This window comes from Paenibacillus sp. 2RAB27 (assembly GCF_052115445.1).
Taxonomy (GTDB): domain Bacteria; phylum Bacillota; class Bacilli; order Paenibacillales; family NBRC-103111; genus Paenibacillus_E.
Genome location: NZ_JBFRGR010000006.1, coordinates 184,711 through 209,398, shown reverse-complemented (window position 1 = coordinate 209,398; position 24,688 = coordinate 184,711). Strand labels below are relative to the sequence as shown.

Below are 24,688 nucleotides of genomic sequence, written 5' to 3'. Positions count from 1 at the left end.
ATGGCTCCCAAGAAGAATTTCCCACTTCGACTAGATCCGAAGCTGCACCAAGCTCTTGAACAGTGGGCAGAAGACGAATTTCGAAGTGTTAACGGACACATTGAATATTTACTACGCGAAGCGCTCCTCCGTTCGGGACGGCTCTCCAAAGCAAGTCTTGCACAGCAACCGAATGAAGATACGGACACGTAACAAAAAACATCTTACATGCTTTATGCCATAAGTGAGGCTGCCATCTAATTCACCCCCATATTCACCTCAGTACGTATCCCCATTTATAACAAACAAAACCCCCTAATCATGGTGATTAGGGGGTTTTCTACAGTTTTAGTTCTGCACTTTGATTCCGTTCGCGTTGATATAGCCAATACTATTTTGATCCTTACGCTCAACTTCTCCCTGATACAGGATGTTCCCCGTTTGCAGCTCAATGATAGCAGCGGATGGTTTGGGACGACCAGACATGAGTAGATACAATCGATCCTTCTCTACTACGCTATAATTGACTCTGCCCCACTCTTTCTGAAGAGCTTGCAGCGGTAATTGAACATCACGAATCATTTTATTCTCCGCTACATTTACTACCATGACGTGAGTGTCTTTATTCTCCGATATAGCAGCCATTGATAGCTCCTGATTGGCATACTGAATAGACATCCCCATCGAGTTATCCTCCATCAAAAAGCTATGCAGTGGCTCACTCTGCAGTGTTCGCCATTGTCCGTTCCAAATATCGTATACTCGAATTTCCCGGTTTACTAACCCTTCATTTCTCTTTACGGTCTGACTTTCGACCTTATCTATGATTTTATTTTCACTGCGATCAAATATCGCATATCCACTTGGGCCAATCCGAGCATTTCCCGCTATATACCATGTGGTCGTTCTTATTTCATTCGCTTGCGTCTCGGCAGCCAAGATCTGCTCGCTTTTCAGCAAGCTTTTGTTTGTTAGATCAATCGTATACATATCGTATCCAACATGATAGAACTGCGGATATTTGTCGGTTCGCATACGATTAACAAGTACCTTCATGATCTGATCTTTGACCTGAACGTCATGAATATTAATATATTCATCGTTTTTCTTGTCTGCACGAACTTGAAATGAAGAGGTTTCTTGGTTCAATTTCCCCATTATCGAGATCGTTAACCGGTTAGATTGCTTCTTCGATGCATCATTGTGAGCTTCAGTACCCACATACGCAAGTACCTGATCATCCTCATAAAAAGCATCCACATCATTCTTCCCTCGCATGAAAGAACGTTGCTCTTTGACAAGCCGTTTTAAATCGTCCTCATAGTAAGATTCCGCATCAAGCCTTTCCAAATAGGAGAGTTGCTCGACTTCCGACTCGCTCCCTTTCGTAGAAACTGTTGTCGTGATGCCATCCATATTTACCTTAATTTGCAGCCCAGCAGCATCGCTTTCTAAGCCTTTCATCGTTTTCAACACAAATTCCTGCTTCTGATCACTAGTACCTGACACATAATACGTTCCCATGGCTATTACACAAAAAGGTATCAGTGTAGCAAGCAGCCAGTATCGTTTCATGCGTGCACCTCCTTAGCATTGTCTTTGAAAGCTTTTCATGAGAATTTCGAGAATTCGAGAATTTACACCGTCACCTTTTTTCGCAGCAAATAAGAACTAAATCCGATTGAAACGGCGATCATACACAGTCCGATGAACACCTGCAACAACACGATTTCGCTTGGAAATAATGGAAGCGTAATTCCTAATTGACTTATTTCTTGTGGCAAAATGATCACGATCAGAACCACTGCACCGTACAGAATACCCGCAACAATGCCCTTCCAACGATAACTTCGTTCCAACAGTATGGCCGTGAAGAGTACAAAAACCCCTAGAATKCCAGCTCCATAATACAAAATAAATTGCATAACATAGCTTGGCATAAACAAATTCAGCAAAGGATCTCTTCGGATCAGTTCCCCTATAGAAACCGTTACTCTTAGTTCAGCTGGAATGATGGCAAGAAAGGAGGCCAATTGAAGCGGAATCACCACAAATTGTAGGGAGACATAACCAAATACAAACAGCACAATTGCACTTAACTTAGCGAAATATACGTTCATTCGTGATGTTGGCAACATAAGAAGTCGATATGCAAACGTATTCCKGCCGAACCATTCCTTGTACCAAATCATAAAAACATAAAGGAGCAGAACGATGGCACATAAACTGATGGCTCCTTCGTACCAGACCGAATGAAAAATATTAATAAGATTCAATTTTTGAAAGTTTTCCGCGTATTGCGCTTCTGTTCCACCATTTCTGTCCACCCAAGCATGTGCATCACTGAGATAGGATTGGGCTGTAAGCCAAATTCCCGCAAACTGAGATACTACTAACAGAAGTGCCAAGGCACCGTATAGTTTGCTAAACCGTACAAGTTCCCAGTTCAACAACTTGATAAAGAATTTCAAGTCACATACACCTCTCTCATGACATCCACAACGGACTTTCCTTCATTCGTTCGCATTTCCTCTGGATAAAACTGTTTGCGAACCCGACCTCCATCCAGCAAAACAACTTTATCAATCAAATGCTCGATGTCTTGGATTTCGTGAGTTGTGATCAGAACACCGCGGTCTTCCATCAAATGGCTTGTGAATACGGCTGTAATTTGCTCGCGACTGAACATGTCAATCCCCGAGAATGGCTCGTCCATGAGTAAATAGTCTGCGTCCAAAGACAGTCCTAGCAGCAGATTCGCCTTCGCAGAATTTCCTTTGGACAAGCTCGAAAGTCGATCCTCAGGATTCAATTTGAAAAAGGTGATCAACTCTTCCGCCCGCGCTTCATTCCAGTTCCCATAGAAATCCTTCATAAATAGCATGGCTTCTTTAATTTTCATATGTGAAGGCATAGTTAAAGTATCAGGAATGAATACAAGCTTCTCATAGGTATGCGTAGTTGGAACCTGGCCATCCACACGTATGACTCCGCCTTGCATCGAGGTCAGCCCCATGATTGCCTTCATGATCGTAGATTTGCCTACGCCGTTGATCCCAATCAAACAGGTGATTTGGCCTTTCTCCGCGGTAAAGGAAACGAGATCCAACACATTTTTTCGCCCATATCGCTTAATAAGTCCATCCACTTCAATCATTCCGATACCTCCCTTACGCGTTCTGCCTCATACTTTTCTTTAACAACACGAAGTAATTCATTCGTTGGCAGTCCAATCTTGCTTATGGATTGAACGAACACCCCAACGGCTTCTTGAATGAGTTCTTCACGAATGGTATTCAAAATGTGCTTATCCGTCGTTATCCGACTCGGTGAATTGCCTGCAGTTGTAATCAACTTCTGCTCCTCCATTTCTTTATATGCCTTCTGTGCGGTATTTGGATTGATTTGAAGCAGCCCTGCTAGCTCACGCCGCGACGGAATTTCTTGTCCGCCTTTCAGCCTGTTTGTGGCCATTTCCACTTTGAAATACCTGACAACCTGCAGATAAACGGGATCGCGATTATTAAACGTAATGTTCATCTACCCATCTCCTATGTTCCTTTCTAGGTAAAACTGGAATTATTTAGTGTATGTACTAACTAGTTCATACACTTTAAGTGTACTATACTACCCATACACTTATTCTGTCAACATTTGGATATTTCAAAAGTTCTTCCTTCGTTTTTTTCACACCTATGACATACCTGACTCGTTACATGCAAATAATAGAAAGTAGGATTGCGTTTCTAGTGAGGAGGCCATCATGAGAGTCAATCTTCCACCAAAAGACAAGGATAATCAGGGGTTTTACGAAAAAATGCGAGGACTGCCAGGTGCAGTTGTACAGCTTGTTAAACAGCAGGCCGCCAAGTTCATGACTTCCTCAGAACTTGCTGAACATGGATTATCGACTCCCAACATCGATATTCCCCCTGCCACACAAGCCAGATTAGAAAAAGCGTTGCATCAACAAATAGCCTTACAGGAAGGAGGCGTCTTATCTCCCTCACCCACTGTTCAAGAACAACAGATTGTGGAACAAATCGTCGCCCTGACTCAGATCAATAATCGCAATAACGTGACACGTACACAAGCCTACTGGGCTTGTTATCGTGATTATCCCGAATTGCATTGGGCCTTGTTAGCCCATATGGTTTCCCGCAACGGAGGCTGGTGCATGACGGATTTACGTGGTGAACTTATGCCACACCTGTTGAACAACGATGCCACGGCGTATATATTTTCTTTTCTTGAGCGCGCGAACGCCCTGATTTTCCAAGATGCTTACCCGCAATTACTGCTCTATGCTGAAAGCAAAAAAAGGCAGATTAACCTATTTCATCTTCTTCCGCATTTACATATATCCGCTTGGATGCTCCCCATCTGGCAGGAATTCTGGCTTCATCAAGATTCGGCACTGCTCACCTTAGGTCTAATTGTCAATGAGCAGCATTATGTCGAGGAACGTGTTGTTCAGAATCCACTCTACAAACAAACGGTCTTAGATACCGCTCTGTTCAAAACACAAGCCTGGCTGCAGCTCAATCATGTCGGATTCCCTTTTCGTTCCACATCCATGGATCCACCTCAACCCCATCTTGCCGGCCTTATTCTTGAAAATTTCTCAAAGCTCTCCGAACGCATCGAATTCGGCAAAAGCTTATACGCGATCCTGTTTGGAGCTCCAGGTGTGCTTCAAGGTGCTTTAGCTTTCGCGTCTGCTACTCCACACACCGGCTCTCGTTCCGACTACTGGCCTCATCTATTCGCCCCCATACGAAAAACCCCTCCTGATCGCAAGTATCAGGAGAGGCTCGATGGCTACACCCTTAAAAAAGGAGCTGCGCCGTTCTATAGTCCCCCGCTTCACTCGGCATGGCCTGACAGGCCAATGGCTCCAGTTGAGCGAGGTGATTGGTTAAAGCTTGAACATGAACCTTTACAGCATATTAGCTCGATGAAGGTTCCAAGTGCTTTCGATTTGACACAAGATCTGTGCCTAGGATTAAGTAAAATTGAACTCGCTGTTCTAAGTGCACAAGCGATTAAGAAAATCATTCGCTAACAAGCGCGATGCGATTACGAACGTCGGAGCAAACGACTCGCTTTCCCAATGAGCTTCTGTATGGGTGATGGAAAGTTCTTCACATCATCCTTCGTCACCACGCGCGTCATCATGAGCATAAGGGGATACAAAGCAACTGTTAACCCACAGATTAGCACCGCTTGGATACCTTGATTCAAGCGGAACCAAGGTGATGGTACTACAAAGTTATGTGTCAGCCATTCTGCTGCAAAGCCAAGGACGCCGATGACAATGATCGTGAGGATAAGTCCACCGAACCGACGACCCAGTATGGTGAACGATACTTCCTTGCGTAGTGAGCGTATATTCAGCCATGACATTGCGATGAAACATAATCCTGTTGAGATAATGATGCCGTATATGCCAAACCAATGCCCCAGCACGAAGCTGCCCAGCAGTTTGATCGCGATGCCGATACMCACATGAACCATCAATGGCTTCATCCGTCCCATCCCCATCAGAACGGCTCCTGAGGTCTGCATCACGATCTGGAACATTGCTCCTGCCGTCAGCAAGGAAATCATCGCGGGTCCATGGGCGATTCCATAGGCGGAATCCTCATGCCCAAAGAGGAAGAAGTCGAGCGGTCTAGCCGCAATACTGATCATTAGTACAGCAGGAAGACCAGATAGAATTGCAAGCTGCAACACGCGTGTCGTCTGCTGTCCGACCTGTTTCAAATCTTTGCGTGAATACGCAGCCGAAATAATAGGTACAACGGATTGACTCAAGGCGATGGCCAAAATAATGGGAATCCCCGCGAGCGATTGCGCGCGTCCACCTAGAATACCTACTAATCGTGAGGCTTCGTCAGTGCCGATAGCATCTTGCAGGATTGGAATAATCATTGACGTATCAATCAGATACACGAGTGTAACCGTCACGGAGAAGACGACAATCGGTATCGAGAGCCTTAACATGCTGCGATAAATATCCCTGTAACGCATCAATTCCACAGGACGATCTTCTGACCTTGCAACCCCCATCTGCTCTGCCGCGGCTTGTGATACAGCTGGCTGTCGTTCTTGTGCATCGGCTTTCTTCAGCTTTATGGCATAATACAGCATAACGGCTAGAGCCGCTAAACCTCCAACCACGCCTCCAAAAGAAGCGCCAGCTACAGCCCATCCAAGCGAGAAATCGAGCAAGAAAAAGGCAAGCGTAATTGAGATAATAAGTCTAAAAATCTGTTCCACGACTTGTGAAATGCCGTTTGGCATCATATTCTGTCGCCCTTGGAAATACCCTCGCATGATTGCGATAAGCGGAAATACAAGCATGGCTGGCGCGATCGCTCTTGTAGCTAAAGTCGCGTCGGGACCACCCTGTGATATGCTTTCTGCGTAGAACGGGGCGAAAACATATAACAACACAGTCATGGCTGCACCCGCAACAACAGCGAACCAAATTGCAGCCTGATAGATTCTTTGCGCTTCATCCGGTCGACCGATGGCACGTTTCTCTGCCACCATTTTACTTAATGCGCTGGGAATTCCTGCGGTCGCAATGACCAACAGAACCGAATACAAATTGAATGCGATAACATAACTCTTCATACCTTCTTCATGAAGCAAGTGCACCAGCGGTATTCGCTGGAAAACGCCGAGAAACCGCGCTACAAGCGCGGCCACGGTGAGAATGAGCGTCCCTTTTACAAGGGAATCTTTGGTTACCTTCGTCAAGTCCGTTCCTTCTCTCTCTTACAGTTTTCTTACGTCCTTCTAAGCCTCAAAAGACCCACAGGAAGAAAATAATAATCATAGCCAGCTGCAAAACAATTTTCACCACTGAGCTGGCAAAAAAACCAAGCACAGACCCAATTCCTGCGCGTATAGCATTTTGCCAATTGGTTCCGGCAATTAATTCACCCACTACGGCGCCGATGAATGGTCCTAGGATGATCCCGAATGCTGGAATCACGAAAGGACCAATGATCAAACCAATGGTGCTTCCAACGATTGCCGGTTTCGAGCCTCCGAACTTTTTGACCCCCAAGGCACTAACCGCATAATCCGCCACGATAATAATAATGACAACCAAGGTCTGGATCAACCAAAACCAGAAGCCGAAGTGCTTCCAAGTGATCAGCCAACCATAGATGAAAAAGGCAGCATAAATAGCTAGTACACCAGGCAGGATCGGATAGACGGCACCCACCATTCCGATGACAAATAAAAGAATAACGACAATCCAACCCAAGGTAATCATGCGCAGTTCATTCCTCCATGTTAGCGTGAATGTGGAGCTTGGTCCTGGGCTAGGTGAGCAGGTAAGTGCGAATGACTTGTGCGACAGCATGCTCATTGTTCGTCACTGTCGTAATATCAGCGATCCGTTTCACTTCATCCTGGGCATTCCCCATAGCCACACCTAATCCTGCTTCACGAATCATCGCAATATCATTTTCGCTGTCGCCCATAGCAATCACCTCGGACATCGCAATGCCCAGAAGTTGGCACACCGTTTCAACACCCGTTGCTTTGCTGATCCCGAGCGGATTCAGTTCCAAGTTCGACGGGTGTGAATTGGTGATTTCAAGCGTCCCCCAACTCGACACCACTTCGCGAATACGTTGCAATTTCTCAGCATTGTCTGTGAAATAACCGAATTTTAGCCATTCATGCTGATTCATATCTAATCCTTCACTTTCTCGATTGAACACACCCTCTACGGAATACGCCCACCACCAGCAGTCGTTTTCCACCGCTAGCTGGTGCAAATTACGTATCGTTTCAATCGGTACTAGTGTTCGTTTCAGCAACGTATCTGGCGACGCCCACACTTCACTACCGTTTACCACAACAAGGGGTGTTGAGAGCCCCAGTTCCTTAATGAAAGGCATAGCACTGATGGCACCGCGTCCCGTGGACATGATCACCACTTTTCCTTGTTCAGTGGCTTCGCGAATCGCTGCTTGATTCTCTGCAGATATTTTCTTGTCCTCGTTTAGTAACGTGCCATCCATATCAAGTGCGATTAATTTATAGGTTCCCATCCCCGCCAACCCCCATCTCTATGCTGCTTCATTTGTCGAATTAGTAAGCGGTGAGCACTCTCTTCGGCAGCTCTTCCATGAACGTTTTGTGCCATAGTGCAAAAATATAAAGCGTCCACAAGCGTCGTGCGTAGTCTCCTTGACCGATGCGATGCTTATGCAGCATTTTCTCCACTGCTTCAATGTCGATGTAATCTTCAATTCCGCTGGTTTTGATTTGATCCATGACCATATCTCCCATCGCGCCTTTCATCCAATCCCGCAGGGGTACTGGGAAGCCTAACTTCGGACGATTCAGAATCGGATCCGGAATGATGCCTTCCATCGCTTTTCGGAAAATGTACTTCGTTGTCCCATTCGCTATGCGATACTTCGCTGGAATGCGGCGAGCCACTTCGTACAGCTCCTTGTCCAGAAAAGGAACACGCAATTCCAAGGAATGCGCCATCGTCATTTTGTCGGCTTTCATGAGAATATCGCCAGGCATCCACAAATTCATGTCGATATACTGCATCCGGCTTACTGGATCCAAATGTTTCGTTTTGTTATAGTAATCGCCGGCGATTTGCACGGGATTCTTGTAGGCGCGCAGCATCTCACTATCGAGACGGAGCACTTCCGCTTTCATATCCTCGGAGAAAATTTTGGCATTCCCGAGGAAGCGTTCTTCTAGCGGAGTCGTCCCCCGCAACACATAGTTGCGGCCTTTCACTCCGCTCGGCAGTATGCGTGCGAAGCGGTTCAGCATGCGCTTCACCGATGGCGGCAGCTGATCCAGCGGCTTGAGCGACTGCGGCTCGCGATAGATGCGATAGCCGCCGAAGAGCTCGTCCGCGCCTTCGCCGGACAGCACGACCGTTACATGCTCGCGCGCAAGCTGCGCCACGTGGTAGAGGGCAATGGCCGAAGGATCGGCGACAGGCTCGTCCTGGTGCCAGATCGCCTTCGGCATCGTCGCAAAGAAATCATCCTGCGTGATGATTTTGTCGTAGTGCTCGGTCCCGAGCGTCGCTGCGGTCTGAGCAGCGATCGGCGTCTCGTTGTTGGCGCCATCGAAGCCAACGGAGAACGTGCGGATCGGTTCGATATTCCGCATGTGCGTAGCAATCGCCGTCGAGTCGATCCCGCTCGACAGGAAGCATCCGCGTTCCACATCACTGACCATGTGGAGCTTGACGGACTCTTTCAAGCCTTCACGAATTTGTTCCACATAGTAGTCAAATGGCTTCTCTTCCGGCTCAAACATGGGATCCCAATATTTATGTAGGGTCATTTTGCCGTCAAAAGTAATTGTAACCGAATGAGCAGGCGGCAGCTTATAAATCCCTTGGAACATCGTATGTGGCTCTGGTACATATTGAAAGGTCAAGTAATTCAGCAAGCTGTCCGTATGGATCAACCGATTCATGCCTTCCGCCGCAAGCAAGCTCTTGATTTCCGAGCCGAACAAGAATTGACGGTCACTCACATGATAATAAAACGGCTTAATGCCGAAGTGGTCTCTCGCTCCGAACAGCTGCTTTTTCTTGCGGTCCCAGATCACAAAACCGAACATACCTCGCATGTGCTTCACGCAATCCTCGCCAAATTCCTCATAAAGATGGACGATAACTTCTGTGTCGCTCTGCGTGCGGAAAATATGACCGCGCTCTTTCAACATCGTGCGCAGCTCTTTGTAATTATAAATTTCACCGTTGAAAATAATCCAGACGGTTTCATCTTCATTCGCTAACGGCTGATGGCCTTCTTTGATATCGATAACGGATAATCGTCTAAATCCTAAGCCAATGCGATTCTCTGTCCAGAAGCCGACATCATTAGGCCCCCGATGCACAATCACATCTGTCATTTGCTTCAAGCTTGCCTCAGTTGGTTCTCTATCTTCAAAATACATTACACCCGTAATACCACACATGGTGAGACTCACTCCTCCGTACTCTCATCATTCTTTCTCTTGGACAACCGATATATTAGTATACCATATCAGCCCGTCTTTCAGGAAATACCGTGAGCGTACGAGAATGGCTGTATCTTATAGAAAAATGATGGAAATGAGAAGTCGTTTTAGAGAAGCAGATAACCGGCTTTTTTTCATGAGATTCGACCACCTTTCCTCTGCGCACAAAAGTTGACCTCGGGCAACATTTAGGGTGAAGCTAATTCTTACCCTTGGAATAGGATATGCCGTTGGGCAGTAACTGGTGCATGTTGCTAAAAAGGCAGAGTTTCGTTACTCGATTAGGTGCCTCAGTAGATCAACTTATACTTAACTCGACCTGACTTAATTTTTCTCAACTCAACTTAATTTAACTTAGCTTAGCTTAACTCAATTCAAACTTAACTGGAAAATGTACAGCTATTTAGGAGAAATCCATCGGATAAATCGATTTAGATGGAAAACATGTAGCTAATTCTCCCCCATCAGCACATATTGGCGAAATTTCCTGAAATTAACTGTACAAAATCCAGCTATTCTCGATTTATATCGGTTTTACGAAGAATTAACTACAGGAAATCCATCTATTCGCAAAAATGGGGCAAACGACGTTCAGTGGGCGGGAGGAGTGGGAGTTGAAGCGGCAGCGGGCAGTTGCAGTTGCTATGTGGTCAGTAATTTGTGGTTTGTGACTTGCGGTATGTGATTTGTGATTTGCGGCTTGTTATTTGTTATTTGTGATTTGCGGTTTGTGATTTGTGATTTGTGGTTTGCAGGTTGCGGGTTGTGGTTTGTGGTTTGTGGTTGTGGTTTCCGGTCAGCGGGTTGCGGGTTGTGATTTATGGTTTGTGGTTTACGGTTTACGGTTTACGGTTTACGGTTTTACGGTTTGTGGTTTACTGTTTACGGTTTGCGGTTTTCGGTTTACGGTTTACGGTTTACGGTTTACGGTTTACGGTTTACGGTTTACGGTTTACGGTTTACCGTTTACGGTTTATGGTTTACGGTTTACGGTTTACGGTTTACGGTTTGCGATATGTGGGTTGCTTTGTACTTTGTGCATAGTGGCACTCGACAGTTGACAACCGAAGCCGACATACCGCGGCAAAATAGCCAATGCCAAAGACCCTTGCACGCTACAATAGCTTTAATCACAAAAAAAGAGCCTGCCGCAGCAAGCTCTTTCCCATTCATATCTCTATACTATCTTTCTTCTGCTTTCTTACCAAGGCCGCTTCCCGCCGCCAAGCTTCGTCAGAACTCCACCGTATGCCGCGTCATATGCTTCGAAGATTTTCGCCGCAATCGGGGATGCCCCATAACGTCCGAAACCACCTTCCGGCACTACGACCGCTACGGCCAGTTTTGGATTCTCCACAGGTGCAAAGGCAATCAGAACGGCATTCTCTACCCTTCCGCCAGCCACATCCTGCGTGGATGTTCCTGTCTTACGAGCGACATTGAAGGGTAATTCGTCAATGCCTTGAGCGCCGCTTTTCATCCCATGAATAATTGTATTCCAGTCCGACTGTGTGAACTCCTTGGATGAATCATCTAGGACCTCAGGCTCAATCGTCTTCACAAGATTGCCTTGATAATCACGTATTTCTTCTACGAACTGAGGTTTCATCCGTTTCCCACGACTAGCAAGTGTTGCCGTATATTGCGCAAGTTGCAGCGTTGTCGTTTTCTCATTCTGTCCCCATGATGCGTAAACCATCGCGGATTGATAACTGTCTTTCTCCGCATTTTTAATAAAGTCATTGGAGCCTGCGTATTCACCAGGCAATCCACTGCCCGTTTGCACACCCATTCCGAACTTAGCTAGATACTCTGCCCATTTGGCTGTCACCTTCGAGCTTTCCCGACCGTATTTATTCCAGAAAGGGATACCTACCATCGCCGACATATACGTATTCGAGGAAACCTCAATGGCGGACGACGCATTTAAACTGCCATAAGCGTGTTTATCGGAGTTTGAAATGGAGCTATTGCCATCCCTACCAAAGGTAAATGTACCTGTATCATTGTAATTCTGAACCCCCGCTGAAAAGAACTTTTCTTTCAATCCGATTAATACGGATAACGGTTTAATCGTTGAACCCATGAAAACAATGGAAGAAGGATGCTTCGCATTTTCTTTGGCGTCTGGATATTTGGCTTTGGCAGTAGTGATCGTACCATTCTGTATGTACGTCTCGATCTCCTTATAGGTGGTTGTTGCCATCCCACCTGTCCAGGCATTCGCATCGTAATCCGGGTAGTTCGCCATCGTGATGACACGTCCAGTGTCTACTTCCATCGCTACTGCGAAGCCCGAGGAGGCCTTCACCCCATATTTCAAATACGCATCATTCGCATTGGAAGGAGAACGGAGATATTGGATATGATCATGCAGCATTTTCTCCGTCGCCTTCTGAACATCCTTGTTGATCGACAGATACAGATTATTCCCCTTAACCGGGGCTGTGACTTCGGCCCTTCCAATGATTTTCATCGCGGCATTCACTGGATACTTCTTACTCCCGTTCTTGCCGCGCAGCTCATCTTGATACATTCGCTCGATCCCATCGAAACCGACATTCTCGTTGCTTAAATATTCTTCACTATTCGGATTATCCTTATAGATTTTTTTCGCTGTTTCGGTTGAAAATGCATTCGTATACCCGACCAATTGTGTAGCAATTGTCGTCTTATCGTCTTCCACCTCATAGGTACGGATACTTTCTTCCGTCACTTCCAGCCCTTTGAATTCATCCCGGTGTTCCAGCAAAAATGCAATTTCAGCATTGGATAAATCTGCTTTAATACGGCGTGGTACGGAATAGTAGCTAGGGTCTTTCACTTTATTTTTATTAATGTCATAGCCCAAGTCCATGGCAAGAACAATCTCTTCAGCTGTTGGACTAACTGTATTCGGTTTAGCATACTTGTCAAATACTTCGCTCTTAATGCGTTTGGCTAAATCAATATTAGCATCCTTATCCTGGCCTGGTTCAATACGGAAAAATAAGGACTGTACGGGAATGGTATACGCCAGCGGGGATTTCGTAGAATCATAAATATTGCCGCGAATTGGGGCGATTTTGTTGGTTTGATTCGTGTTGGTATTCTCTGCAGCCTTCAGATCCTTGGCTTGAACGAATTGAAGAATCGCTAACCGTACAATGAGTACGGAAAAAAGTAAAAAAGTAACGAAGAAAAATATATTGATCCGAAACGAAAAGTGCCGTTTTTTAGTGATTTCTTTTTTCTTCGGATCATCCATAATGGATGACTTCATGCGGGTTCATATCCTTTCTCTCCACATAGGAACTACTATGTTTTCGGTCCCCGAAAACTGCTTTCCTATTGGCGATAAAACTTACTGAATCAATTCAAGTAGGGATCGGATTCCATCTCCCGTGTGATAAGGGTACCGAATAATACGAACAGCATCTATTCCTACTTGATTAGGGGCCCAAATATCATTCGTCTCATGATCCCCGACATATAGGACATCACTAGCCTCAACGTCCGCCATCTGTAAAGCAAGCCGAAAAATTGCAGGGTCAGGCTTCTCCAAACCAACTTCGGTGGATACCAGTACGGGGTCAAAATAGTGTAATACCMCTTTGTCAGCTAGAATCGCTTTCAGTGTCGGCGCAAAATTAGAGATAATACCGATACGAAAACCTTGTTTCTTCAGCTCTTCCAGAAATGGCTTCACATCATCAAATAAATCATAATACTCCGGTGCTGTGAAAATCTCGTATAGCTCATGACAGCAGTTGAAAATCTCTTCCTCTGTCCAATCCTCATGAACGCCTAACTTATGCAGAACATAGTGGTATAGGTTAACCCAGAATTCACGATCTGACTCTGGACTGCACACCACGAAGTTATCTTTTTTCTCAACATAATAAAATAGACGAAATGCTTCTGTAAAAAGTTCATTAATATGATCTTCATCTCGGTCAACTGCGCGCAGTTGCAAGTATTGTTTTAAAATCGTTTGTGCCGCAGGAATCGTTACTAACGTATCACCTGCATCCAAATAAATCATCTTGTAAGCATGTAACTCTTTCCGCATATTCTCTCCTCTAAACGTCCCTCACATGTGTTTGATCGAAATTCGGTGGATTGAACCAATTTGCTCCGCTTGCCACCCAAGTAGAATCCAGAGGTACCCACTTATTCGTTTCCTTGAGATACACTTCATTCCAAGCGTGCGGGCCATATCCACCCTGACCATCATACCCTAGACCTGTGACAACCTTCACATCAAGTCCAATGGATCTGGCCATTTGTGCGTATAACCTTGAATAATCGATACAAACGCCTTCTTTGGTATTGAACGTATCCTCTGGCGTTTGCTCCTTCCAAATTCGTTGTTCTTCATATAGCTTTACTTTATTCCAATCATACTGAACGCGGGTTCCGACCCAACTGTACAGCAGTTTAGCTTTTTCTTCATCTGTCGTGGCATTTGCTGTAATTTCCTTGGCTGCATCCGCAATGTTACCCGGGATTTTCGCGTCAAGAACTTCATATTTTCGTTGCAAAATATTCGTGAATTCTTGCTCTACAGCACGTGTGAAAACAGGCGCCTTCTCCGCAATAAAATCACCTGTGAACGGTGAAATCACTTCTTGAGCTCCTTTTTGATACATATGTGAAGACTCAATATATGGGGTTAGCATCGAGTGAGGGAATATGGAAACATAAATGAATAAAATAGCTATTAGCATTAGAGCTCTAGCAAATCCAGCTATGGATCCAATGGCCCCGCCTGAAATCGAGCTCAAGATCGAATGGCTCCGTTTGGGCATGGCAAACCGTTCTGCTAACCAACGCCCAAACACTAAATCAACCAAGTGATTCAAGATTTGTTTGATAATAACATAGCCCAGAATAAATAAAACGCCAAAACGGAGTAATGGAAAATCGCGCAAGCTAGTAATGACGGTATAGTAAGCTTGTTTTAACGCACTTATGTCCACCGTCGGAATCTGCAAATTCTGATCTTTCAGCCACGTTTGAATCCAAGGTGAAATCAGTTGCACACCCTTCCAAGCAATAAACATGGCGAGGATGGCGAGCACTGCTTCCACCAACATAGCAACGAAATGCCTGGCTGAACCAGAGCCACCACGGAAAAACCCCTGTAGCACAGAAGCTGCAATCGTGAGAACGATCAAGATGGATATAAAATTGATTGAGGTGGTTGAAAACCACGCGGTATCCGTCATGTGTACTCACCTTCCTTTGATAAGCTAGCCCAGCAATTGACTAGGCATTTTTCTTTGCTTGCTCGATGAATGCATTCACCGCAGCATTTGCATTCATCTTGAAAGTTTTCCCGAGAAAAGTGACCTGAACCTCATCGGATCCCGGTTTCCCTTCTACTTGCAAACTTTTCGTGGTAATTAAAAAGKAACCGTCCGGGTTAGCCTTGAATTTCGCCTCTTTGGCTTCCGAAGTCAAGGCGCTAACCGTCTTATCTTTGATGTCATCGCTGACTTGAGAAATAACCGTTGCCCCAATATCTTTTATTTTATCCTTATAACTCGCTCCATAAACGATAAGCGCCCCAACGATGACAAGGACTACGACCCATTTCACCACGGTTTTGACAATACCAATCACAATAAATAGAACAATAATAGCCCCTACAATTAAATACCAACGATCCTGTGCAAACGAAATCCACTGATCCAACTTTAACCCCTCCTTATAATCCAAAAGTCCCTTCCTATCATACTACACGGACTCCTTAATCTTCATCTCTTTTTTTCCTTAACTGTGCTAGCTTCTGCTCGATTTCTTTGGTCTTATCTATGCTTTTTCCAGTTCTACGATAAGATTGTCTTAAACGAAAAACTAGAAAAATCCCGACGGCAGCCAAAAGTATAAAAACTATAGGGTCCATACTTCCTCCCTGTTTCGAATTTGTGTCATTTGTCCCGAACGGTCATATCCTTGGGACGAGCGGCGTAAAACTTAAGAAGAGATGAAACTAAAGGATCGAGGTGGTAAAACCGTGCGAACAGCCATATGGTTGTACTTATTTATGTTTGTTGCATTTTTTGATTTACACGCGCAATACCCGATTTTATCCCCTTTCGCCTTATCGCTGGGAGCTGCTCCTTCATTTATAGGGCTCATCATGGGCGTATATTCACTCACACATCTTCCTGGCAATCTCCTTGCAGGCTATGGTGTAGACAAATACGGCAGTAAATTTTTCATTGTCTTTAGTTTAATTGTAGCAGGGATCATATTACTATTTCAATCCAACGTGAAAGATCCGTGGCATCTGCTTTACATTCGTTCCATCAGTGGATTTGTACTTGCCTTCCTATCACCTGCTTGTTTATCTCTACTTGCTCGCATAGCGCGTGATCGCATTCATCAAAGCAAGCTCATGGCAGGCAACGGCCTGGTCCACACCCTAGCATCCGTAGTCTCGCCTGCGGCAGGTGCTGTATTAGTAGCCAAAATTGGCTTTACAACCTCTTTTTCCGTATTAGGCTGGATCCTTATTTTCACGGGTATTCTTGCCATTTTCGGTGTAAAAGAGAAGGAAATGCTAGCTCACAAAGAGGACAAGACAGGAGCCAAAGCCCTCTTAGATCCGCACGGACATCATGCATCACAGGATATCAAAGAAGGTGATGAAGGTGATGGTGTCTCTATCCCCTGGCTTTTCTTCCTCATTCCCATGGCACTCTCTTGCTCACAGGGGATTCTGTTCTTCGAACTGCCCTTAATGAAATCAGCACGAGAGTCAATTCTTACTTCTGGCGTATTTTTTACATTAGTCAGTTTAGGCGCATTGCTTAGTATCTCTTTCTGGTTTTTGAATAAAATATCACCTTTTTTACGGACAATCGGCGGGAGTATCGGGCTTGCCGCAGTTTTCTTCGGATTAGCCATCCAGTGGCCAATTCCATTAACCGTATCCCTTTTCTTAATCGGCATGGCCAAAGGTGTCATTTATCCCGCACTTGCAGCTTTACTTGCCAGTATTACCAGCAGCTCTAGGTATGGTCGTGTGTTTTCTTTGCTTTCGATTTCTTATTCGGTCGGTGCCTTTATTGGACCCATGATGGCTGGCCAGCTTCGCGATCATATATCCTCCTACTTCATTGCATTCTTCATCCTAATGTTAGCTCTATCACTTCTACCTTTTCGTACGTTCAAATCACCTGTGATAACTTCATAATTTCTCTTCACATAAAAGGCTTGATGTCGTCAGGCCTTTTTCCATGTGTCATACGCTGTAAATCCTTGTCATTTCCCAGGAAATATCGCAGCTCCGCGTTACTTGGATCGCCGCTCCAAACGGGGTATACTACTCTAAAAAGGAGTGAAGGTGAATCCATGTCCATTGCCATAATTGTTGAGGGAAAAAATGATAGGAGTCGCTTGAAGCGAGTCGTTGATGATACCGTCATCATCCAATGTACCTTCGGCACTCCCAGTTCCATTACCTTGGACTCGTTGCGCAAAAAGGTAGGCGATCTGCCTGTTTATATTTTCACTGACAATGACGCATCCGGCAAAAAAATCCGCTATTTGCTGCGCGATACATTTCCCGATGCCGAACACATCTATACCCGTAAGGGCTATGCAGGTGTCGAAGGCACACCAGAAGAATATCTCATTGGGCAATTAGAAAAAGCAGGACTGGACGCGTATATTATCTACCCTGCGCCCAACCCTGCTTATGAATAATCACTTTGCGTTATTTCCCTTTTGAAAGGGTTACAACATCCTTCACGATATGATCTGCATCCAATTCTGGATTACTTGCATCATAGTAATTTCTTAGCTGACCCTTTGGATCGACGAGCAAGATCGCATTGGAATGTGAGAAATTGCCGTCTTTCTCTTTGATGACCATAATACCGAAATCTTCAGCAAGCTTATGAACCTTCGCTTCTTCACCTCGTAGGAACGTCCATCCGCCTGGAACCGGCTTCGATTCGAAGCGATTTCCGAATGCTTTCAGCACCTCTGCAGTATCCCTTACTGGATCCACAGTTATCGATAATATTTCCGCTTTGGATCCCAGTAAATCCTTTTTCTTCAATTCATCCTGCACCTGTGAAATCAAGAAACTTGTCGGCAAGCACACATCTGGACAAAAAGAGTAAAAGAAATACACGAGTCGTACTTTACCGTTCATACTTTCGGAGGTAACTGTTTTACCATCTAAATCTTGCAGTGTAAAAGAAGGCGCAGCCTTCATTGCTGTTAATCTTTCATCCGGCTTACTGCCGTTCGTCACTAATTTATAAGCAAAGGATGCAATCATTGCAATTAAAATCGCACCCAGTGCTAGCTTAAACCAGTTTTTCTCCAAAAACGTCCCCATCGTTTTCGTCCCCCAGACTAAATTTTCGCTGTCGTATCAATAACCATCAAGATCGATAACAGCGTTAAATATAAAAGGGAGAACAAGAACATGCGCTTTGCCCATACAATTTCTGCTTCCCCATTTGCTTTGAATCCTTTGACACTCATGAAAACCCACGTTAATCCAAGAATTGTCGATACGATTAGGAAGATCGTCCCTACATAACCATATGCCGTTAACATTACTGTAACAGGTACTAATAGAACGACATAACGAACCATACTAATTTTCGTTACAAAAGTTCCTCTGACTACCGGCAATAACGGGAAGCCCGCTGCACGATACTCTTCCATACGGCGAATACCAAGCGCCCAGAAATGCGGCGGCTGCCATAGGAATAAGAACAAGAAAACCAAGATCGCTCCCAAATCAATATTCCCGCTAACCGCGCAATAACCGATCAGAGGTGGTACTGCTCCTGAGATCGCTCCTACGAATGTGCTCCATACCGATGTTCTTTTGAACCACGCTGTATAGATCCAAACATAAAAGAACAATCCAAGTAAACCCATTAATGTAGCTAAAGGTGAATGCGCCCCTAAATAGAGAACCCCTAATCCAATCGTACCAAGAATAATTCCGAACCAAAGAACAAAATTAGCGCTTAACCGTCCACTTGGCAGTGCTCTATTCTGTGTGCGTTCCATCTTCGCATCCATCTCACGGTCCAAATAATTATTCAGTACCGTACCTCCAGCCATAACAAGTGCTGTGCCTAGCATCGTCATAAATAAATGGAGCCAGTCAACATCCCACTTGGCCGCTACCCAGTATCCAGCGAATGCTGTCATCAAATTGGAATAAATAATACCCGGTTTCACCAGTCGGTAATATTCCTTCAAGGTCACAGGCCCATTTGCACCTTTCGTCGAGCTAGCATCTATGGCATCAGTTCCAGCTTGCCCTTGGGACGAGCCGGTTGAAACATTTTCGTAAGTGACTTGATTATCCATGTGCGTTTACCTCCTCTATATCAAATTTCCGATCCTACATCTTAATGAACATTCTCATCATACCAACCACTACATCATTTGACAATGAAGCACGGGCAGTTGTCATCATATTGTCGATTCTCCCTTCCAGTATGCGTGGAAAATGCACTTACCATTCGATTCCATTTTGGAATATGTGAAAAAATTGTGGAATTAACCTCTGGGACACCTTAACGCCTCTATCTATGCTCCCTTAAAGCTATCTAACGCCACTATCCCCTTCGCTCAGGTTAGCAAGCGGCAACGATCCTGAGCCAATGGGATAGTGTCCATAAGCTTCAGCCTTAAACATATTCCCCCACCAGCAGCCGGTATGAATAGAAAGAGGAGACAGGTCATAACCTGCCTCCTCTTTCTATTTATTCATTAGCAACGGCGTTAAATCAAATAAGCTGCGGCGGATTTGATGCCATGCCTTCGTCAAGACATCTTGCAGCTCCCAGGCATGCCTTCCCATGACGTTCACAACAAGTCCATATTTATAAGTTAGACTTGCTCCTACTCGAACCGTATGGCTTTCCAGCTGACTTAATTTGTCCACAATGACTTCAAGGTGGCGTGGACCAAGCCGGTCTGAGAAGATAAACAGATTTCCCATATGCGTCTCACCTTCCCAGCAACCTGGTGCAGTCAGCTGCATCGTCCCCGGTTCAACACGCAGATTCTGATAGAAGATCAGCTGACCCTCATACCAGACCTTCATCCTGTTCACATACCTCGTATAGTGAAATATTTCCCCTCGCTGCGTGCGACCGGGACAAAGGACATCTGAGAAAATCAATGCTGATCCTCTCGATAGATGCGCTTCCGTTTCAGCGAATAAATCAGCATCCTTATAGAGCATTAACGGCTCCGGCATATACTCGAGCAGCGCATCAGCTTCCAGTCGAAGTATTTGATGCTGCGTGCTTCCTTGATCCCCCGGAGAAGGATGCACCTTCGTGAACGACTGGTTCGTTAGAAAAACACGTGCGCCCTCTTCAAGGCGCACGTTAATTTCATAATGATCACCGGCCATCAGCCCAGGTGAGCAATCCATCATATAAACGCCCAACTGATCCATAGGGGCGGCACCATCCATGCACGTTTCATTTTCGTAACGAAACGTTTTGGCGATTTTGAGCGGGGAGGCATGATATTTGTGTACGAGCCGTGTGAAGCCGCTGCGCACCGCAAATTGTGCGGATATCTCCCCCGTCAGCTTAGGCATGGCTGAACTCCGTCTCCACCCAAGACACGATATCATCCACCCCTGTACCACCCATCAGGTTTGAGAAGATATACGGGCGCTCGCCGCGCATTTTTTTCGTATCGGAATCCATTACTTCTAATCTGGCGCCCACATAAGGAGCAAGATCGATTTTGTTAATGATCAGCATATCTGAACGCATGATGCCTGGCCCGCCTTTACGAGGGATTTTCTCCCCTTGAGCCACATCAATAATATAGATGAAGCGATCCACGAGCTCCGGACTGAATGCAGCTGCCAAATTATCACCGCCACTCTCAATGAAAATAATATCGAGATTCTCAAATCGTTTCTCCAGCTCTTCAATCGCTTCGAAATTCATCGACGCATCCTCACGGATCGCCGTATGCGGACATCCACCTGTCTCTACCCCAATGATACGCTCTTCTGGCAATGCCTCAGAACTAATCAGAATACGTGCATCTTCCTTAGTATAAATGTCATTCGTGATAACTGCGATACTATAGCGTCCGTTCAACTTTCTTGCCAAGCGCTCTACTAGCGCTGTTTTACCGGAACCTACAGGACCTCCGATCCCAATTCGCATCGGGCGACTACGGTCTGCTGCCGGCTTCTCCCATTCGTGATGATGATGACCATTTCCTTGACACATTGTAATTCCTCCTCAGATATATAGTTAGATTTCCTTCTAGGACATAAATAAACGTGAATATAACGTTTCATGCTGCATCATAGCTAAATCAGCCGCTGGTGAATTCGTGAAAGCCTCCATTGGATCCAGATGTGAAACTCGCTGCCATTCACTTCCCGTCAAAGGAACGAGCTTCGCAAGCAGCATCTGACCTTGCGTTTGTCCAATGGACATTAGCCTGAGCGCACTATTAATACATGTCATGATACACGTATATAGATAGCCTTCAGCAGCCTGATGAAGAGGAACGCCTAAATGGTAGCTCACCCATCCATGAACAACAGGATGATTCGAGCTGCATTTCCCAGCACTTACCGCATCATCGAGCGGCTGCCAATTCAGTTCCGGATACAGCGAACGTGATAATTGGAGTAATCTGCGTCCCATTTTCTGAACGCCGCTTCGCGTCTCACTCCCTACCCGCTGCACATGAAGCATATGGTCGAGGTCCCAAAGCTGCCCCAACTCCCCTCGAGGGATGTGCCGATAAGCCGCTTTAATGACCATGGCATCCGAGGATGCCCAGCTGCCCGCAAGCATCGAACGAATATAGGATTCAAGCTCCCCAATCGTCGTCAATCTCCCTTGCTGGACGAGAGTTTCCAATCCAAAAGAGTGGGAAAACCCGCCAATCGGAAGCGCCGAATCCAACAGTTGCTGATAAGCTAACCAATGGAACGGTGGATGTTCTAACGCAGTCATTGTTGTCACCTCAATCGGGACTTTCTTCTCTTCTTTTTAAAATAAGAAATATAACTGCGCCATCGGCAGCTCTGTCGCAGGCTCACAGGTTACGGCTTCGCCATCAACCTTCACCTCGTAGGTTTCTGGATTCACTTCTATAGAAGGAGTTCCGTCGTTATGAATCATATCTTTCTTGGAAATGCTGCGGCAGCCTTTCACCGGCTCAATCCGCTTCTGCAATCCGAATCGCTCCCCGATCCCGCTGTCATACGCTGCCTGAGAAACGAAGGTAATCGAGCTTTGCGTCAACGCTTTCCCAAATGCAGCGAACATCGGTCTACCGAAGACAGGCTGCGGTGTTGGGATGGATGCGTTCGGATCTCCCATTTGGGCGTAAGCAATGCTGCCGCCTTTAAGGACGAGATCCGGCTTCACACCGAAAAACATCGGACTCCAAACGACCAAATCTGCGAATTTGCCTGGTTCAATCGACCCTACAAGATGCGATATACCGTGGGTAATCGCTGGATTTATTGTATACTTCGCCATGTAGCGTTTGATTCGAAAATTATCATTGCTTTCGGTATCCGGAGCTAGCGGTCCGCGCTGTTTTTTCATTTTATCCGCGGTTTGCCACGTTCGAATAATGACCTCACCCACTCGCCCCATTGCCTGGGAGTCGGAACTCAGCATACTGAACACGCCTAAGTCATGCAGAATATCCTCCGCTGCAATCGTCTCAGGGCGAATCCGAGAATCGGCGAAAGCGACATCTTCCGKAATTCGACTATCCAAGTGATGGCACACCATCAACATATCCAAATGTTCTTCAATTGTATTGATCGTGTACGGACGTGTCGGATTGGTCGAGGAGGGCAGGACATTCAGCTCTGCGGCCGCTCGGATAATATCCGGTGCATGACCGCCCCCAGCTCCCTCGGTATGATACGTATGAATGGTACGTCCTTTAATCGCTGCAAGCGTGTCCTCAAGAAATCCCGCTTCATTCAATGTATCCGTATGAATCGCCACTTGCACATCATAACGATCTGCCGCTTCCAAACACATGTCGATCGCTGCCGGCGTCGTTCCCCAATCCTCATGAAGCTTCAAGCCAATGGCGCCCGCTTCAATTTGTTCCGTCAGAGGCGCCAAGAAGGAAGAGTTCCCTTTGCCGGTAAAGCCCAGATTCATCGGAAACGCTTCGGCTGCCTCCAACATCCGCTGCATGTGCCATGCGCCTGGCGTGCAGGTTGTCGCATTCGTTCCGGTTGCTGGACCTGTACCACCGCCGATCATCGTCGTCATGCCTGAAGAAAGCGCAGTTTCAATTTGCTGCGGACAAATGAAATGGATATGCGCGTCGATGCCGCCAGCCGTTACGATTTTACCCTCACCCGCAATAACCTCGGTGCTTGCACCTACGATCATATTCGGATGTACGCCATCCATAATATCCGGGTTGCCAGCTTTGCCAATACCAACAATATGACCATCACGAATACCGATATCACCTTTGACAATCCCCCAGTGATCAATAATGACAGCATTCGTTATTAATGTATCTAGAACCCCCTGTGTACGGGTCGCGCCGCTGGATTGTCCCATACCGTCACGGATAACCTTGCCGCCGCCAAATTTACATTCATCCCCATATACGGTGTAATCATGCTCAATTTGTGCCCATAGTTCTGTGTCTGCCAATCGAATGGCATCGCCTGTTGTAGGGCCAAACATCAGTGCATAGTTCTTACGATCTATTCGACTCACCGTGCATCCCCTCCCAAGCCTGCCATCTTGCTTTCGTTTCTGTCGGCATTTTGTCTTTTACCGCTAAACCTTGACTCAAATTATTGAGTCCATAACTCAATTTGGCTCCACCTAATTCGACAAGTTGAACCGGTTTCTGCTCACCAGGCTCGAAACGGACTGCTGTTCCTGCAGGAATGTCTAGGCGCATGCCAAAGGCTAGCTCTCTTGAGAAATCCAACCCTCGATTGACTTCAAAAAAATGAAAATGCGACCCCACTTGAACCGGTCGATCTCCTGTATTCGTAACGATGATTTCTATCGTCTGTCTGCCAACATTCATTTCTATATAGCCTTTGGCTGTTCGATATTCACCGGGAACCATGTGCTCGCCCCTTTCATGTGTAATTAAGTAATAGGTTCATGTACCGTAATTAATTTGGTTCCATCGGGGAACGTGGCTTCCACTTGCACTTCGTGAATCATTTGCGGCACACCTTCCATAACTTGATCTGCCTTCAATATCGTCGTACCGAATGCCATGAGCTGCGCGACCGTCAAGCCATCCCTTGCTCCTTCCATAATCTCGGAAGTCAGCAGAGCAATACTTTCTGGATAATTCAGCTTTAAGCCTCTGGCAAGCCTTCGTCTAGCTAAGTCAGCAGCTACGGTAATGAGTAGCTTCTCTTTCTCTCTTTCCGTTAAATGCACGTTTCTCACCTCTTCTAAATCCGAATAATGGCATTCCTTTACACTCATTATATTCGTGTATTTATCGATTGTAAATCTTCAATGTTATGTATATTGACGTTAAATCGGTGTTTTCGAACCAATTTTTTCGTTTTCATGTGATTTTTACAAGTTTTTCGCTTGATTTTGTGCATTTTTACCAAAAAACTGTATTTCAATGTTATCTATGTTGACATTAACTTGTATCGCCATTTATCATAAGCCATGTAATC

Annotated in this window: 24 protein-coding genes; 4 read left to right on the top strand and 20 right to left on the bottom strand. The window is 45.7% G+C overall.

The features are described from left to right. A complete protein-coding gene (locus AB4114_RS11815) occupies positions 1-192 on the top strand; it encodes a toxin-antitoxin system HicB family antitoxin (protein WP_441988640.1) in 192 nt (63 codons plus the stop codon). 135 nt (positions 193-327) lie between these two features. On the opposite strand, the gene AB4114_RS11810 is transcribed toward AB4114_RS11815, so the two are convergent. From AB4114_RS11810 to AB4114_RS11795, 4 genes are all read right to left on the bottom strand, one after another. Then, complete coding sequence (locus tag AB4114_RS11810; RefSeq protein ID WP_441988639.1) at positions 328-1,554, bottom strand: hypothetical protein; 1,227 nt, start codon at positions 1,552-1,554, stop codon at positions 328-330. A gap of 62 nt (positions 1,555-1,616) precedes the next feature. Beyond that, positions 1,617-2,450, bottom strand: coding sequence for a hypothetical protein (locus AB4114_RS11805; RefSeq protein WP_441988638.1), 834 nt, complete (start codon positions 2,448-2,450; stop codon positions 1,617-1,619). Then, positions 2,447-3,136, bottom strand: a complete 690-nt coding sequence (locus AB4114_RS11800; protein ID WP_441988637.1) for an ATP-binding cassette domain-containing protein — start codon at positions 3,134-3,136, stop codon at positions 2,447-2,449. The genes AB4114_RS11805 and AB4114_RS11800 overlap by 4 nt, the downstream gene beginning before the upstream one ends. After that, positions 3,133-3,519 carry a GntR family transcriptional regulator gene (locus tag AB4114_RS11795; RefSeq protein WP_441988636.1) on the bottom strand — a complete coding sequence of 129 codons (387 nt, stop codon included), beginning with the start codon at positions 3,517-3,519 and terminating at the stop codon, positions 3,133-3,135. Before AB4114_RS11795 ends, AB4114_RS11800 begins: the two co-directional genes overlap by 4 nt. Before the next feature lie 223 nt (positions 3,520-3,742). On the opposite strand from AB4114_RS11795, the gene AB4114_RS11790 reads away from it, so the two are divergent. Continuing rightward, the gene (locus AB4114_RS11790) at positions 3,743-5,044 is read left to right on the top strand and encodes a DUF2515 family protein (RefSeq protein ID WP_441988635.1); all 1,302 of its coding nucleotides are present in this window, start codon (positions 3,743-3,745) and stop codon (positions 5,042-5,044) included. A 14-nt stretch (positions 5,045-5,058) separates the two neighbouring features. On the opposite strand, the gene AB4114_RS11785 is transcribed toward AB4114_RS11790, so the two are convergent. The 8 genes from AB4114_RS11785 to AB4114_RS11750 form a co-directional block, all read right to left on the bottom strand. Further along, complete coding sequence (locus AB4114_RS11785) at positions 5,059-6,747, bottom strand: putative polysaccharide biosynthesis protein (RefSeq protein WP_441988634.1); 1,689 nt, start codon at positions 6,745-6,747, stop codon at positions 5,059-5,061. Positions 6,748-6,793: 46 nt separating this feature from the next. Then, the gene (locus AB4114_RS11780; RefSeq protein WP_441988633.1) at positions 6,794-7,273 is read right to left on the bottom strand and encodes a DUF456 domain-containing protein; all 480 of its coding nucleotides are present in this window, start codon (positions 7,271-7,273) and stop codon (positions 6,794-6,796) included. Between the two features lie 49 nt (positions 7,274-7,322). Beyond that, positions 7,323-8,060: a Cof-type HAD-IIB family hydrolase gene (locus AB4114_RS11775; RefSeq protein WP_441988632.1), complete on the bottom strand. Its 738-nt coding sequence runs from the start codon at positions 8,058-8,060 to the stop codon at positions 7,323-7,325. Positions 8,061-8,100: 40 nt separating this feature from the next. Further along, the gene (asnB, locus tag AB4114_RS11770) at positions 8,101-9,975 is read right to left on the bottom strand and encodes an asparagine synthase (glutamine-hydrolyzing) (RefSeq protein WP_441988631.1); all 1,875 of its coding nucleotides are present in this window, start codon (positions 9,973-9,975) and stop codon (positions 8,101-8,103) included. 1,243 nt (positions 9,976-11,218) lie between these two features. Then, positions 11,219-13,279: a peptidoglycan D,D-transpeptidase FtsI family protein gene (locus AB4114_RS11765; protein WP_441988630.1), complete on the bottom strand. Its 2,061-nt coding sequence runs from the start codon at positions 13,277-13,279 to the stop codon at positions 11,219-11,221. Between the two features lie 81 nt (positions 13,280-13,360). Beyond that, entirely contained in the window at positions 13,361-14,068 is a 708-nt protein-coding gene (locus AB4114_RS11760) for an HAD-IA family hydrolase (protein ID WP_441988629.1), read from the bottom strand. 10 nt (positions 14,069-14,078) lie between these two features. Further along, on the bottom strand, positions 14,079-15,227 hold the full coding sequence (locus tag AB4114_RS11755; RefSeq protein ID WP_441988628.1) for a transglutaminase domain-containing protein: 1,149 nt from the start codon (positions 15,225-15,227) through the stop codon (positions 14,079-14,081). Between the two features lie 40 nt (positions 15,228-15,267). Further along, positions 15,268-15,696, bottom strand: a complete 429-nt coding sequence (locus tag AB4114_RS11750; RefSeq protein ID WP_441988627.1) for a hypothetical protein — start codon at positions 15,694-15,696, stop codon at positions 15,268-15,270. 322 nt (positions 15,697-16,018) lie between these two features. On the opposite strand from AB4114_RS11750, the gene AB4114_RS11745 reads away from it, so the two are divergent. Together AB4114_RS11745 and AB4114_RS11740 are read left to right on the top strand one after the other, a co-directional pair. Then, positions 16,019-17,203, top strand: a complete 1,185-nt coding sequence (locus tag AB4114_RS11745; RefSeq protein ID WP_441988626.1) for an MFS transporter — start codon at positions 16,019-16,021, stop codon at positions 17,201-17,203. Positions 17,204-17,361: 158 nt separating this feature from the next. Next, a complete protein-coding gene (locus AB4114_RS11740) occupies positions 17,362-17,715 on the top strand; it encodes a toprim domain-containing protein (protein WP_441988625.1) in 354 nt (117 codons plus the stop codon). A gap of 10 nt (positions 17,716-17,725) precedes the next feature. Here AB4114_RS11740 and AB4114_RS11735 read toward each other — a convergent pair whose 3' ends face one another. The 8 genes from AB4114_RS11735 to AB4114_RS11700 all read right to left on the bottom strand — a co-directional run bounded on the left by AB4114_RS11735 (position 17,726) and on the right by AB4114_RS11700 (position 24,437). Then, a complete protein-coding gene (locus tag AB4114_RS11735) occupies positions 17,726-18,358 on the bottom strand; it encodes an SCO family protein (RefSeq protein ID WP_441988624.1) in 633 nt (210 codons plus the stop codon). A 17-nt stretch (positions 18,359-18,375) separates the two neighbouring features. Beyond that, positions 18,376-19,353, bottom strand: coding sequence for a heme o synthase (gene cyoE, locus AB4114_RS11730; protein WP_441988623.1), 978 nt, complete (start codon positions 19,351-19,353; stop codon positions 18,376-18,378). A gap of 394 nt (positions 19,354-19,747) precedes the next feature. Next, positions 19,748-20,602 (bottom strand): urease accessory protein UreD, encoded by an 855-nt coding sequence (locus AB4114_RS11725; protein WP_441988622.1) that lies wholly within the window; start codon positions 20,600-20,602, stop codon positions 19,748-19,750. Next, entirely contained in the window at positions 20,595-21,254 is a 660-nt protein-coding gene (gene ureG, locus AB4114_RS11720) for an urease accessory protein UreG (protein WP_441988621.1), read from the bottom strand. The genes AB4114_RS11725 and ureG overlap by 8 nt, the downstream gene beginning before the upstream one ends. 36 nt (positions 21,255-21,290) lie before the next feature. Beyond that, complete coding sequence (locus AB4114_RS11715; RefSeq protein ID WP_441988620.1) at positions 21,291-21,995, bottom strand: urease accessory protein UreF; 705 nt, start codon at positions 21,993-21,995, stop codon at positions 21,291-21,293. A gap of 36 nt (positions 21,996-22,031) precedes the next feature. Further along, positions 22,032-23,747: an urease subunit alpha gene (ureC, locus tag AB4114_RS11710; protein ID WP_441988619.1), complete on the bottom strand. Its 1,716-nt coding sequence runs from the start codon at positions 23,745-23,747 to the stop codon at positions 22,032-22,034. Beyond that, entirely contained in the window at positions 23,728-24,111 is a 384-nt protein-coding gene (ureB, locus tag AB4114_RS11705) for an urease subunit beta (RefSeq protein ID WP_441988618.1), read from the bottom strand. Before ureB ends, ureC begins: the two co-directional genes overlap by 20 nt. A gap of 23 nt (positions 24,112-24,134) precedes the next feature. Then, a complete protein-coding gene (locus AB4114_RS11700; protein ID WP_441988617.1) occupies positions 24,135-24,437 on the bottom strand; it encodes an urease subunit gamma in 303 nt (100 codons plus the stop codon). Between the last annotated feature and the right edge of the window lie 251 nt (positions 24,438-24,688).

Bases quoted from the DNA above. Each gene is read 5' to 3' on its own strand.
- AB4114_RS11815 (WP_441988640.1), top strand. From the start codon at position 1: ATGGCTCCCAAGAAGAATTTCCCACTTCGACTAGATCCGAAGCTGCAC.
- AB4114_RS11810 (WP_441988639.1), bottom strand. From the start codon at position 1,554: ATGAAACGATACTGGCTGCTTGCTACACTGATACCTTTTTGTGTAATA.
- AB4114_RS11800 (WP_441988637.1), bottom strand. From the start codon at position 3,136: ATGATTGAAGTGGATGGACTTATTAAGCGATATGGGCGAAAAAATGTG.
- AB4114_RS11795 (WP_441988636.1), bottom strand. From the start codon at position 3,519: ATGAACATTACGTTTAATAATCGCGATCCCGTTTATCTGCAGGTTGTC.
- AB4114_RS11790 (WP_441988635.1), top strand. From the start codon at position 3,743: ATGAGAGTCAATCTTCCACCAAAAGACAAGGATAATCAGGGGTTTTAC.
- AB4114_RS11780 (WP_441988633.1), bottom strand. From the start codon at position 7,273: ATGATTACCTTGGGTTGGATTGTCGTTATTCTTTTATTTGTCATCGGA.
- AB4114_RS11775 (WP_441988632.1), bottom strand. From the start codon at position 8,060: ATGGGAACCTATAAATTAATCGCACTTGATATGGATGGCACGTTACTA.
- asnB (WP_441988631.1), bottom strand. From the start codon at position 9,975: ATGTGTGGTATTACGGGTGTAATGTATTTTGAAGATAGAGAACCAACT.
- AB4114_RS11765 (WP_441988630.1), bottom strand. From the start codon at position 13,279: ATGAAGTCATCCATTATGGATGATCCGAAGAAAAAAGAAATCACTAAA.
- AB4114_RS11755 (WP_441988628.1), bottom strand. From the start codon at position 15,227: ATGACGGATACCGCGTGGTTTTCAACCACCTCAATCAATTTTATATCC.
- AB4114_RS11740 (WP_441988625.1), top strand. From the start codon at position 17,362: ATGTCCATTGCCATAATTGTTGAGGGAAAAAATGATAGGAGTCGCTTG.
- AB4114_RS11735 (WP_441988624.1), bottom strand. From the start codon at position 18,358: ATGGGGACGTTTTTGGAGAAAAACTGGTTTAAGCTAGCACTGGGTGCG.
- cyoE (WP_441988623.1), bottom strand. From the start codon at position 19,353: ATGGATAATCAAGTCACTTACGAAAATGTTTCAACCGGCTCGTCCCAA.
- AB4114_RS11725 (WP_441988622.1), bottom strand. From the start codon at position 20,602: ATGCCTAAGCTGACGGGGGAGATATCCGCACAATTTGCGGTGCGCAGC.
- ureG (WP_441988621.1), bottom strand. From the start codon at position 21,254: ATGTGTCAAGGAAATGGTCATCATCATCACGAATGGGAGAAGCCGGCA.
- AB4114_RS11715 (WP_441988620.1), bottom strand. From the start codon at position 21,995: ATGACTGCGTTAGAACATCCACCGTTCCATTGGTTAGCTTATCAGCAA.
- ureB (WP_441988618.1), bottom strand. From the start codon at position 24,111: ATGGTTCCCGGTGAATATCGAACAGCCAAAGGCTATATAGAAATGAAT.